The organism is Longimicrobiaceae bacterium, assembly GCA_035936415.1.
Taxonomy (GTDB): Bacteria; Gemmatimonadota; Gemmatimonadetes; order Longimicrobiales; family Longimicrobiaceae; genus JAFAYN01.
This window is the reverse complement of the sequence record DASYWD010000252.1, coordinates 1-12,709: the sequence shown is the minus strand read 5'-3', so window position 1 is coordinate 12,709 and position 12,709 is coordinate 1. Positions and strand designations below refer to the sequence as shown.

Annotated in this window: 5 protein-coding genes; 4 read left to right on the top strand and 1 reads right to left on the bottom strand. The window is 67.1% G+C overall.

What is annotated here, in order from left to right:
- Window positions 1–510 precede the first annotated feature (510 nt).
- Window positions 511–4,722: a hypothetical protein gene (locus tag VGR37_10020; GenBank protein HEV2147726.1), complete on the bottom strand. Its 4,212-nt coding sequence runs from the start codon at window positions 4,720–4,722 to the stop codon at window positions 511–513.
- Window positions 4,723–5,198: 476 nt separating this feature from the next.
- Between VGR37_10020 and VGR37_10015 the strand changes: the two genes are divergently transcribed.
- The 4 genes from VGR37_10015 (at window position 5,199) to VGR37_10000 (ending at window position 12,584) form a co-directional block, all read left to right on the top strand.
- Window positions 5,199–9,908 (top strand): ATP-binding protein, encoded by a 4,710-nt coding sequence (locus tag VGR37_10015; protein ID HEV2147725.1) that lies wholly within the window; start codon window positions 5,199–5,201, stop codon window positions 9,906–9,908.
- A 134-nt stretch (window positions 9,909–10,042) separates the two neighbouring features.
- Window positions 10,043–10,696 carry a hypothetical protein gene (locus VGR37_10010; protein HEV2147724.1) on the top strand — a complete coding sequence of 218 codons (654 nt, stop codon included), beginning with the start codon at window positions 10,043–10,045 and terminating at the stop codon, window positions 10,694–10,696.
- Window positions 10,697–11,827, top strand: a complete 1,131-nt coding sequence (locus VGR37_10005; protein HEV2147723.1) for an XRE family transcriptional regulator — start codon at window positions 10,697–10,699, stop codon at window positions 11,825–11,827.
- Between the two features lie 424 nt (window positions 11,828–12,251).
- Window positions 12,252–12,584 carry a nucleotidyltransferase domain-containing protein gene (locus VGR37_10000; GenBank protein HEV2147722.1) on the top strand — a complete coding sequence of 111 codons (333 nt, stop codon included), beginning with the start codon at window positions 12,252–12,254 and terminating at the stop codon, window positions 12,582–12,584.
- Window positions 12,585–12,709 lie beyond the last annotated feature (125 nt).

Genomic DNA, 12,709 nt, shown 5'->3' with positions numbered 1-12,709 from the left:
TTGCAGTCACAGGCGTTTGCTCGGCGATTGAGCCAGAAAGCTGGAGGTGGAGACCAACGCGAGCCCTCCCCTCCCAAAGCGAGACACAAGGGGGTGTAGCCGTCCCAATCGACAGGACGCAGATATGGCGAGCAGTCGTGTCCCGCGGGGTATCTGCTCCGTGACGAGGCACGTCGCGGCCAAACGTCACGGTCTGGAGCAACGACAATTCTCTCGACTGGGACGGTTACACCCCCATGTACCTGGTTAACGTTAGTGGAGCCGCCGGTTCAAGCACTTCCAGCGCGACGGGAGAGCGCCGCCAATCGCCGGTCTCGGCCGGGTCGAAGAACGCCTCCTGGATAATGGTGGATCGGAACCGCCCGGGTGTGGCCCGTGCGGCCTCGAGCACGGTACTGCCGAGCTCACCGCTGGATCGTCGTCGAAGCGGCTCAGCAGGTCGAGCAGCCCGGGTGACCGGGTCCGCACCCGCGGCGAGCGCTCGGCGTCGCGCCATGCGCGCCTCGGTGCTCATGCGGCCGCCGCCGGCTGGCCGAGCAGGTCGGCGGTGCGCAGGAGCCGGATCGCCTCCAGAGTGGAGTTCGCCTGCAGCAACCGCTCCGCCCAGCCGGCCAAGTCCCTCATCTGGAAACCGGCGACATCATCCCTGTCGGGGTCGGGGGTGAAGCACGGGCGCAGATCAAGGAGCAGGTCGTGGACCTCGGCGAGCGCGGGGCGCTCTAGGAATTCCTCGTCCTCCAGCACCTCCCTGTAAGCCATGAGCCAGGTGTCCATGAAGCGGCGTTTCGCCTCCCCGATCCGCTCCGCGATGCCGGCTCCGTAGGTGCGGACCGCCTCGACACCGGCGTCGTCAATCCCGTCGGGGAGGCGGCGCAGGTCAGCGAGGTGGGCCACCAACGTCCACAGCTCCGCGTGTGCCGCCTGCAGGGCGCGGAAGGACTGCAGGTGGGAGGGGCGCAGGACGGGAACGCCCACCGCCACGGCCGCGTCGTCGGGCATCACGGCCGGGAGCAGCGACCAGTGCCGCTCGCCGACCTCCCCGCCGCCGTAGAAGCTGAACGGGTGGAAGCGCCAGACCATCCCCTCCAGGTTGTGGCCATTCACGGAGGGGACCACCACGACTGCCGGCCAGAAGGTGTCCAGGGCGAACTGCTCCGGGCTTCTCAGCTGCACCGCTCCGAGCACGTCCTGCAGCACCCCGACGACCGCATCAAGCGCCCGGTACTGCTGAAGCGGCTCGGTCAACTCCATTCGCAGCCACAGCGCCGGCCGCCCCTCCCAGGGAACGGCCTCGGACGCGATCTCCACGAGGCCGTGCTCCGCCGGGAGCGCCTGCAGCCCGCGCATGAGTTCCTGCCGGAGCCCGTCCAGCACGGCGCCGAACTCCTGGACGGCGGACCGCTCCGGGTCTCCCGACTGCCGCTCGGGATGGGCGTACAGCTGGTACCAGAGGCACCACGCCTTCTCGAAGACCGCGGTCTCCTTCGCCTCCAAGCGCGCGAGCCGGGTGGCTCCGACCAGGGCGCCGAAACGGGCCCGGAACTCAATCTGAAAAGCGGCGAGGTGACGCCAGGCTTCGGCCAAGTTGTAGGTCGGGAGGAACCCGTCGTCCGACCTCACTCCCTGGGCTTCGGCGACGGCCTGCAGCATCCGCCGACGCTTCGACAAAGGGGACCGCGGGAGCTTGGCGTTCAGCAACAGAATCGGCTGGGCCTGCCGGAGGAAGTTGCCCAAGGGCCGGGTGAAATCCTTCAGAGATTTCAGGAGGGACCCGTAGCGGTCCAGCAGGAAGGCCGCACGAGCACGCTCAGGTCCGGAGCGGGTGTCACCCCCCCCGCCTGCGACCGGGCGCTCCATTCCCTCGGACACGAACCCCCACTCGTCGACGGCACAACGGGGTAATTGGGGAGGGCGCTCGGATCGGTTGAGGGTGCGCGTCCAACTCGCCTGATCGACGTACCGACCGAAGAGGGGGCCGGGCTGGTCGCTGCGGAAGTGTGCGAACAGACCCCGCCGGAGCTGATCCAGGCTGGCCACCGCATCCTCGCGGAGCTGCACGAGCGTCTCGGCGTACTCCCGCCACGTGGCGGGGCGCTCCGGCAGGTTGGCGAGATTCCCGAACGTTGCGTTGGTGACGGGAAGCCACGAGGGCTGCAAGTAGAAGACCGAGACCCCCGACATCTCGGTGGGGTCGTACGGCATCTCGACCAGCCCCAGCCGGTGCCCGTACCCCTGGGCTCCGTACCGCTCCCGGCCGGGAGCTAGCTGACGGAGCAGCTCCACCCGGCTCCTGGTGCGGTCGAAAAGAACATTGTCGGAAGAGCGCGGGCCCGTCAGCCGCTCTGGGCTTCCACCCAGTGCCTCCGGCGTGACGATGAAGTGGGCGCGGCGGGTATCGTCCGTCTCCTCCACCCACATGGTCCGCGTCACCTCGCGGTAGCGCTGGAGGATGCGTTCTTGGAAGCGTCCGGCCTGTGGCTCGAACTGCTCCGCTGGCGCGTGGGAGAGGCTCAGGACGACTTCCCCCAGCGCGGGAAGCGGCAGTGTCTCCATCGCCGGGGTGAGGTCGGCCTCGCACGACCATGCCGTGACCCCACCCTGCACCCCGAGGCGGGTGGCCCAGAAGTGCACCTCCGCCAGCCCGATCCAGTCCGCGACCGTCACGGGTGCACCCGGCTCCTGGGCGAGTCCAGCGAGCCATGCGGCCGCCGGGGCGAACGCCTCGGCGGGATCCGTCTGCCGGGCGCGGTACTCCTGCGCCGCGGCCAAGATGCCCGGCTGGATCCCATCCAGGGTGCGGAGCTGTTCCTCCCCCTCGGGATTGACGCCGGTGATGTCCCCGTTCAGCATTGCCCACCAGCCGGCACCAACACGCTGGCGCACCTCGGCGATGAGCGCGCGGTTGCGTTCGGCGTAATCGCGGATCCCCCGCCAGAGCAGGGCACGGAAGACGCCCGCCACCCCGGCCCACGTCCGGAGACTGCGCTCCGCGGCGGCGGCCGCAAGGGCGTCCGCATCCGCCGGGTGCCGGGCGAACGCATACAGGAGGAACGACTCCAAGTCCGTCTCCGGCACGTGGCGGAGGCAGGCCACCGCCGTCTCTCCCCAGGGGGAGAACAACGGATCGGTGAGCTGCGCGACGAGGACGCCGGAGCGGATCGGGTGGAGCGCCTCGGCGAAACGGCCATCCGCGGACCGCCGCACCAAGTACTCGCGCTCCAGCAGCTCCAGCGTCCGCTCGGGGACGGGGAGCGCCAGCTCCCGGGCGAGGGAGGCCACGTCAACGCGGGCCTCGTACGCGCCGGCGACGCTCACCGTGAGCAGGAAGTCGAGGTCGGCAGCGGCCCGGACGCCCTGCTGGACCTCGTCCCGGAGCCGCCGCACCTGGGCGGCGAGGCGGGCCTCCAGCGACTCGCTCTGGGTGACCAGATAGACGAACTCCATTAACGGGCCGGCGCCGCCGAACCGCTCCCAGGCCTCCTCGAACGAGAGGTACGCCTCCGCAGGTCGGCGTGCCACCAGCTGCTTGTAGATTTGACGCGCCTCCTCCTGCCCGAACTCCAGCGGAATCGAGCGGGGATAGCCGAGGTCCGTCAGCGACACATCCAGCCGGGCGAGGTCCTCCTCACGGATCGTCACCAGCACCCGGGCGTTCGGCTGCTCCAGCAACGCCCGCACCAGCTCGGGCCATTCGGTGTCCCGCGGCGACACGTCGATGTAGATGTACATGGGGGCGTCGAATGCGCGCAGGTGCCCGGCCAGCGCCGCCGCGACGCTCAGTGCGTGCTGACGATCCTCCACCGCCCGGACGGCGAACCGCCACGCCTGCGGGACGGCGTCGTGCAGGAACCGGTAGCCGAGGGTGCTCTTGCCCTGCCCGGACGGACCGTGCACGACCACCACGCGGGCTCCCCCCTCGAAGGCCCGGTGGATCTCCTCCAGGCGAGTGGGGCGCTCCACGTCGTGTCCGGCCACGATGTGCTCGTAGCGGGCGGCGACACCCAGGGTGTACTCGTCGCGCAGCTCCACCCGCCGGTCCTCGGTGATCTCCCGGTCCTCGAGTGGGACGATGGACGTGAACCACTCCCGGTGGTGGGCGGCGCGGTCGGCAAGGTAGCGGCCCACGGCGGCGATCCGGGCAATCACGTCCGCGCGCGTGATTCGCCGCCCCTGCTCGGAGGCGTGGTACAGCCAGATCGTCAGCAGATCGAAGGCGCTTTCCGGGTCCCCGCCCATGAGGCCTTCGCGGAGTCGGGCAAGGACGCGCTCCCGGAGCGCCTCCTCATCCACCCGCTCGAAGCGCACGGCGGCGAGGAGGCGCTCAACCTCCTCGTCCGTAAATCCCTTCTCCCGGAGCTTATGGGTAACCTCTCTGCGGTTGTGCGGGTCGCCGCCCCAGGCGCGCTGCAGCTCCGGGCCTACCGGGCCGAAGGTGGCCACGGTGATGGGCAGGTCCGGGCGCGTGGAGAGTTGGGCCGCCGCGCGGCGGAGGAACGACCGCGGCTTCCCGGGAGAAAAGTGGGAGAGGACCAGGTCCTCCGCGTACGCCTTCACTTGGACGAGCTCCAGCAGCTCGCCGTCGGGGCCGGTCACGTCCAGGTCCTCGATCCCGTCGGGGTTGAACGTGCGGCCCTCCGCATCCGGCGCCAGGATGCGGTCAAGGTTGACGAGGGCCTGTTTGCGGTATCCCGCCAGGGCTGCCTGGGCTCCGATCTCGGGCATCGGCTTCTACGCAGTGGGCGATAAGGACGGTGCAGGACCTTGTACCCCGTGGTCCCTGGAGGGATCGTACATCCGTTCCTCCGGCTTGTCGGCGACGCGAAGAGGGCGACGCCCCTTCAGGCCACTCCTCCATCCGGGAGATCTTCTTGCTTGCGCTCCGCTAAGATGCGCTCACCGGTGGATGGTTTGGCGCAGCCAGCCTCCTCATACTCGCAACGAGTAGCCGCTCTGGCAGCGGACTCGGGCGATCCCTACCCGGGTAAGTCCCAGCCGTAGGTCCGGTCTACCTTCCCTATCCGTGGGCAGCATGTCGCTGGCGCTCGGGTACGGTGTATATTCGGGGTCCGTGGTGATTCGACAGGCCACCTGCCGCACGGGGGTTCGTGGCTACCGATCGTCCAACCGGAAGAGATACCGTAGATGAGGCGTTTGCTACGCCGTGAAGGACCACGATTCAGCGTTCAGGTGCGCACCGCATGAGCATCGCCGGAACCCGCTCCTCGCAGGGTGACGAGTACCAGCTGCGAATAGCCCTGCACTGGACCATTCGACTGCTGAGCGACTCGGCCATCGAAGCCGTTCAGGCCGAATCGACGGGAATACCGGGGGAGGAGTTATCGGTTCGCATTGACGATGTGGTGATCATTTTCACGGGTGGGCGCCGGATCCACATCCAGGCGAAGAAGAACCAGCCTGAGCACTCCACCTGGTCTCTCCGGGACCGCTCGCTCCAGGAGGAACTCCTCAAGGCTCGCGACCAGCTCGAAAGCCATCCGCAGGCCGAGGTACACTTCTACTCTCAGACTCCGTTCGGTGATTTACACCGGCTAGCGGAGACTGTACGGAGCTTTCCCGATAAGGCCGCGTTCATTGCCGGAGCGGCTGGTAGCGTGAAAGGAATTCTCACACGGTTTGCGAAGATTGTCAGCCGAGACGAGTCGGCGGCGCTGCAGCTGGGCGCCAGAATCTTCTTCGGCCCGGCGCATACGTTCGAGGAATGGGACCGGCTGAATCTCTCCGATCTCGCTCGTGTCGTTCCCAATCCGGCGACCGCGCGCGACGTCCTGGAGCGTCTGCTCAGCAGTCATCAGGCGAAGCTTCGCGGCGCTCCCTTCCTCCTCTGCAAGGACGATGTCGTTTCCGCCCTGGAGGCTCACGGGCTGTACTTGACGCCCCCGTACAGCGATGCGGAGACCATCACCGCTTTCCGCACGGCTTCTGCGATCGGCCGGGAGTGGATCCGCACGGTGGATGGTGAACACTTTACGCGGTCTGCGGTCGGCGCGGTGCTCCGCGCGATTGACGAGGGTCGCCGCAGCGTCCTCCTGACGGACAGGCCCGGGGGAGGGAAGACCTGCGTGCTCCTTGATCTCGCGGATCAGGTCGAGAGCGACCCGGGTGCGGTGCTGCTCTTCATCAAGGCCGACCTTTTCGCGGAGGCGTCGTCCGAGGAGGATCTCCAGAGACGGGGGATGCCCAGCGACGTCGTGGGGAGGTGCGCACGCCTTGCCGTTCATCGCCGGGTCGTCGTCATCATCGACTCTCTGGACGTCCTGTCGTTGCATCGGAGCCACGGCTCGCTCCGCCTCTTCCTGGGGTTGATCGACCGGCTCCGGACTATCGACGGATTGACGGTCGTGGCGGCCTGCCGGGACTTCGACCTCCACTACGATCCGCATCTTCGCGGACGTACCTGGGGCGAAACCGTGATAATTGAGCCGCTCGACTTTGACTCCCAGGTCGCACCGCTGCTCGCGCGCTGGAACGTCGCCGCGGGTGAGCTGACGGAGGAGTTCAGACAGCTGCTCCAAGTCCCGCAGCACCTCCGCATCTTCGAGAGGGTTGCCCGCAGCTCGGCTTCGGGACTGAGCAATGTCACCTCGGCGTACCACCTGTACGAGCGGTACCTCCAGGAGATCGTCGCGGCCGATCCCCTGCTCGGAGCGCCCGCCATGGCCGCGCTGGCTTGCATGGCCGAGCGCTTGGTCGAGCGGCGGACGCTCACCGTCGCCAGGGCTACGCTGGACGGCTGGCTGAACGAGCAAGCTGGACCCGAGACGGACCAGCTCGTCCGACGCTTGATCAGCCAGGAGGTCCTCTCGGAGCCCCGTCCCGGCACCCTCTCGTTCAGTCACCAGTCGCTCCTCGACTGTCTCGCAGTCTACGGTGCGCTGTCCCGCAGCGAGACGCTGCTCGAGTTCATCCGCAGCAAGCTCCCCGTGCCGTTCATCCGGCCGACCGTGCGGGTGTTCTTCTTCTATCTGCGCGCACAGGACCCATCACGATTCCGACAGCAGGTCCGCGCTACCCTCCACGCCGAGTCGTTGGCATACCACCTTCGGCGCCTCGTGGCGGAGTCGCTCGCGGAGATCGTCCCAGAGGATGACGACTGGCCCCTTCTTCGGTGGCTCCTCAGAACGCATCCGGATCTCTTCGGTCGGTTGCTCGGAGCGATGCGGGGTGATGCATGGCTGCAGATCCTCACCTCACACGTGCTCCCGCTCGTGCGCGGCGAGGCCGACCTCCGCGAGCAGTGGCTCCTCCCGCTCGCCTCCCACCTTCGTACATGGGTCCAGGCCCACCCGGCGGCGGTCGTGCAGATCTGGCGTGACGCGCTGGGCGATGTCCTTGCGAACTCGCGGGAGCGTCGCTCGCAACTTACGTGGATCATCCTCAACAGCCTGGATGCGGCGGACGTGTGGCAAACGGAAGGGATCCGCGAACTGCTTGAGGCAATGCTGGACGAGCGGAGCGAAGATCACCGGTACGCGCTCGGCCGCGCAATATCGTCGTTCGTGCGCTCCACCGACGGTGGAGATGACCTACTGTGGAGGTTCTTGACTCCCGCCGGGGCGCCAGAGCCCCCGCACGTGGATTACGATTCCGGAGATCGCGTCACCCTGGGAGCCTTGCGGTTCAATCGGCACGAGATTCGGGACGGGCTCCTGGAGACTCGGCTGACGGAGTCGGACTGGCTTCTTGATCGCTTCATGGAGACCGTCGTACCCCCGCACGAGAGTCGCGACCAAGCCGGTGATGATTGGAGCGACGACGCAGATGGAACGCGGATCCGCTCCGGGAATCTGGGCAGCACATCTTACCGACGCCGCCACAGCCGCGGCGTCCTTTTGCGGTACGAAAGCGAGAACTTCCTGCTCGACGTTGTCGAGCAGGCATTGACGACTCGCGCCGCCCGCGACGACGCGTGGTGGCGCGAGCATGAGCCACTCCTGCGGATGCGGCCCGATCTGGGGCTCCGGTACCTCCTGCTCCAGGCATACCGCGCTAATCCGATGGCAAATGCCGACGGAGTGGCCGCGCAACTCTGCGACCCGGAGCTCCTGCGGGCTGGTGACCTCGACCACGAACTCGGGGAATTAACCCTCGCCGCGTACCCCTACCTTCCGGATGACGCCCAGGAGCAACATCAACGGCTGGTGCTGGGCTTGTATCATCTCGCCCCGGAGGTCGAGTGGCGCGACGGCCTTGCCCAGAAGATGTACGAGTTCCTCCTGTGGGTGCCTCGTCCGTTTCGTCTTGCAGAAACGCAGGAATTCCTGGACGAGTGGGAGCCGCGATTCGGCCCCGGGCGGCCGTCGCCGCGCCTCCATATCTCGGACCTACCTGAGGAGACGCTGCTCACCGTCGACGGGCTGCTCCAGCTCTCGCCCGAGGGGCTGGTCCGGGTGGCGAGATTCTTGGATGCCGGGGTTGGCACGGCGAGGATGGGCGAGTTCGAGTATGGAAGAGGTCGTCATTCGCTACAGAGAGTCCTCCGCGGCGCAGCCGAGGTCGAGCCCGTCCGGATGCTGGACCTGATCGATGAACTCAGCGATGCCGGGGTAGACGACGGATACATCGACGCTGTGGTCGACGGCGTAGCAAACCATCTTCGCTACCGATTCGGGAGTCTGAAGCCCGCCGGTGACTGGACGCCGCGGGAGCCCCTTCCCGACGGCGGAGCTCTCGCGACCCGCCTGCTGGACCTGCTCGACCAGTATCCCGTCCTATGGTCGTTCCGGAGTACCGCGAGCGATGTAGCGGAGGCGTGCGCTCACGTCCTGCTCGACGAGGTCGGCGCCTCGCGGCTGACCGCGTTGTTGTACGACTTGAGCCAGCGCCTGGCTGTGCCGGACAGCACCAGCGAACACGTTGAGTCGCAGTCCGCGGATGATCGGAGCGACCGGCTACTGCACGAGGCGATCAACCAGCCCCGCGGTGTCGCCGCGATCGCAGCGGTGAACTTCTGCAATCACCTGATCGAGCACGAGCGGCCGATTCCGGACCTCCTGATTCGTACGATTCATACCTTCGCTGGGGATCCTGAGCCATCCACTCGGACGGGTGTGCTCCGGAGTCTCCCCTTTACGGTGTGGGCTCGCCCGGAGGTCGGCTGGCCCATCGTGGAGTCGGTTCTCCGCTCGGATCCGGAGATGCCCCGGGCCACGCCGCCGACGCTCTGGCGATACCTGGAGCCGGTGCTCTATTATCAGTACTATCAGCACTTTGATCGCGTTGCGCCTCTCCTGAACCGCCTGTGCCTGGAAGCGCTCGAATCCGCGGCCGAGACCTACGGGCGTATCTCGGCGCTCTCCTGGCTCACTGGCCACATCACGGCCGAGCAGATCTTTGAACATCTGGCTGGAACTCCCGAAGGCGCATGGAAGGGGACGGCGCAAGTACTCTGCGCGAATGTAGAGAGCGCGGCCTCCCGGGCGGAGTGCCGCCGCGGCCTCCTCCAGATGCTCCAGCGGGAAGATGTGCCGGCCGCGGCAGCCGACCAGGTCGCCCACGCATTCAGTGACAAGGGTCCGGGGGCGCAATTCACCGCGGAGATCGCCTTAGCCCTCATTTCGGCGAGAGGGGAGCGCGAGGCTCCCACTCCTGGAGGGGATAAGTCCGTCAGGCTGAGTGGGGTAGTGGATTGGGTTGCCCTTGAGTCTGCGAAGAACCCGCTGTCTGCGCTGGGCGTGGTCGAAGCGCTAGCAAACGTGTTCGAGCGGGAAGGGCGGATGTCTCTCTACAACGCCGGCGATCTGGTGACAGCGCTATCGGCGGTCCTGCGCGAAGCAGAGGAAATGGATGACTGTGAGCTCCTCCTCCGTGTGCTCGCGATTCAGGACAAGCTCCTGCGCCAGGGGCTTTCCGAAGTAGATGAGCTCCTGAACCGTGCGGCGCGACCATGACACAGGTGGTAAGGCGACGCTACACGGTATGAAGGGCTCGCACTAAGATGCTTGCGCGGCAGAGAAGGACACTTATTTTTCATGCGGAATCTGCGCACCCCGATGGGTGCTCGCTTAGTCGCCCTGGAGGCTCCATGGATCTGGATCGGCTTCAGCGGGACGTAGAGCGGTTCTTCACCTCCGAGCGCGTGGGTGTGCTCGTGGAAGCGCATCGGAACGCATACGATAGAGCGGCCCTGCACTACTCGCCTGAGGATGGGGCGGATGCCCAGCTCTTCGGTTTCACCAACTACAAGTACATCTCGAAGCGCCTGCTGAAGCTGCCCCAGCGCCCCGAATTGGGCTTCGAGCTGCGCAGCGCCCATCCCTCCCTCCGCCTCGGCCTCGGCCCGTTCACGCTCGGCTCGTATCCGTGCGGCAGCTCGGGCGACCAGGACATCGAGCAGTCCTTCCCGAACAACGACGCCGGCGCACCCGCGCTCGCCGACCTCAACCAGCTCTGCCTGGAGCTGGACTTCAGCGAGGCGGTCCCCCGCGCCCTCGTGCTCGCGCACTTCGGGAACCCCGAGCACGGCCTGGAGGCGCTCTACCTGGCCGCGCCCGGGAGCAAGGAGGACGGACGGATCAGCGGCTGGAGTTGGACCCGCGAGCTGTGGCGGTGGAGCGGGAGCGATTCGGCCGAGCCCACCCCGCCCAGGCCGGACCTTCCGCGCCCGGTCCGCATCGAGCCGGCGGCGCTCACGCTCAAGATCCCTGCCGAGCAGACCCAGGCTACGCCGGACCGCTAAATGCCTGATCATGCCGGTTATGAGAGCCGCCTCCGGGAGCTGGAGCACATCTCGGAGGCGGCGCGGGAGTTCACGCCCGACCGCCTGACAGTCGCCCGCGAGATGGCGGGGCTGGAGATCAAGGAGCTGGCGGAGCGTATCCAGGTCTCCCCGAGCGCCGTCACCCAGTTCGAGAAGGGGAAGGCGAGGCCGAAGCCGGAGACGCTCATCCGCCTTGCCCTCGCCCTGGGGGTCCCGGCGGAGTTCTTCGCTGCGGAGCCCCTGCCGGAACTCCCGATCGACACCTGCCACTTCCGGAGCCTGCGCAGCGCCACCGTCCGGGAGCGCCGGCGCCTGATCGCCCACGGGCGTGTGGTCCGCAGGATCGTCGAGTACCTCCGGGACCTCGTCAGCTTCCCGGCCGAGCAGCTCTCCTCGCTCTGCCGGCAGGTCACGGGCCCTGCGGACGTGGAGGAGCTCGCGCTTGCGGTGCGCGACGCGTGGAACCTCGGCCAGGGGCCGATCAGCGACGTGGTGGGCCTCCTGGAGGCCCGGGGGGTGATTCCGGTTGAGGTACCTGGCCACTCGGCGAAGCTGGATGCGTTTTCCGTCTGGGTGGAGGACCTGCCGGTGGTCTTCCTCACGCCCGAAAAGGATTCCGGGAGCCGCCGCCGCTTTGACGCCGCGCACGAGCTAGGACACCTCCTGATGCACCGCGGACGGGCCGCAGGGGACGCGGAGGCCGAGCGGGAGGCCCACGCCTTCGCGAGCGCCTTCCTGCTCCCCCGGGCTCCCTTCCTCTCGGAGTGTCCGCGGCGCCTGGACTGGGCGCGCCTGCGCCAGATGAAGAAGCGCTGGGGGGTGTCGCTCGCAGCGCTAATCCGCCGCGCCTTCGAACTCGGCCTCTACACCGAGGCGACCTATCGCCGGGCGTACGCGATCCTGAACCAGCGGGGGTGGCGGACGGAAGAGCCGGACGAGCCGGAGATGGAGCGGCCGACGCTCCTAGCGCGGGCTGTCGTGTTGCTCGGGCAAGCCGGCTACTCGCTCGGGCGGCTTGCGGAGGATCTCCGGCTCAGCGAGAGCCTGATCGAGAGGCTTCTTGGGCTCGGAATCTCTGGGGCGCCGGACAGCTTGCCCAAGCCTGAATAAGGGTTGGGGTATCGTTGGCGAATTCACACGGCGAGCCGGGCAAAGCGTGAGGCGCGGGTCGGCGCGTGCCGTTGCCCCTCCCACCATGCGCCGAGGCGGGCACGTTCACAGCCGCTGCGACGGTCACGTTCTGCAGATGAGTCTTCTGCTGACCTTTAGCGAGCTCGCCGGAGGCCGCCGATCCGAATCGCCTGGGAGATTGTCCCTTCGACATCTCCTCCGGGATGGGCGGGATTGAGGTGTGCTTCAGTGACATGCGGGTATCCCTCAGGACCGAGGACACACGTCGGGGGATTCCTCCCGCTGCGAGGAGCGAACCAATTCGCCAATGGTGCCGAGCATTATTGGAACCTTTCATGCGGGGAGCTCCGCTCCCATATTTCGTCCCAAATACGCCGCATCCTTTCCAATCTGGGGGAGCAGAATGGCTCGAGACTGGGAGGCGCTTCTTCGGAGTTGGTCGAAGCCGCCGAGTGAAACGGAGCAGACGAAATGCGAAAACGCCGAGCGCATGATCCGGGAGGCAGTCCGCTCCAGCCCGACCCTGAAATCCAGAACGATTGAGGTCTTCACCCAGGGGTCCTACCGCAACAACACCAACGTCCGCCTCGACAGCGATGTCGACATCTGCGTCCGGTGCATGGATGTGCTGTTCGATGATTACTCCATGAGCGGCGGCCTGTCGCGGGAGCAGACAGGGATTACCCCCGCGAGCTACACGTACTCTCAGTACAAGGACGAGCTAGGGTCTGTCTGACGGAACCGGGTCGGTATTAGCTTAGCTGCATGGCACGCACCGACTTAACCGAAGCACAATGGCGCGCTCTCGCGCCGCACCTGCCTGGCAACGCGAAAAAGGGGCAGGCCTGGAGTAATCACCGC

What these genes read in the sequence shown, in the direction of transcription:
- VGR37_10020 (HEV2147726.1), bottom strand. Translation starts at nt 4,722, where the DNA reads ATGCCCGAGATCGGAGCCCAGGCAGCCCTGGCGGGATACCGCAAACAG.
- VGR37_10010 (HEV2147724.1), top strand. Translation starts at nt 10,043, where the DNA reads ATGGATCTGGATCGGCTTCAGCGGGACGTAGAGCGGTTCTTCACCTCC.
- VGR37_10000 (HEV2147722.1), top strand. Translation starts at nt 12,252, where the DNA reads ATGGCTCGAGACTGGGAGGCGCTTCTTCGGAGTTGGTCGAAGCCGCCG.
- VGR37_10015 (HEV2147725.1), top strand. Translation starts at nt 5,199, where the DNA reads ATGAGCATCGCCGGAACCCGCTCCTCGCAGGGTGACGAGTACCAGCTG.
- VGR37_10005 (HEV2147723.1), top strand. Translation starts at nt 10,697, where the DNA reads ATGCCTGATCATGCCGGTTATGAGAGCCGCCTCCGGGAGCTGGAGCAC.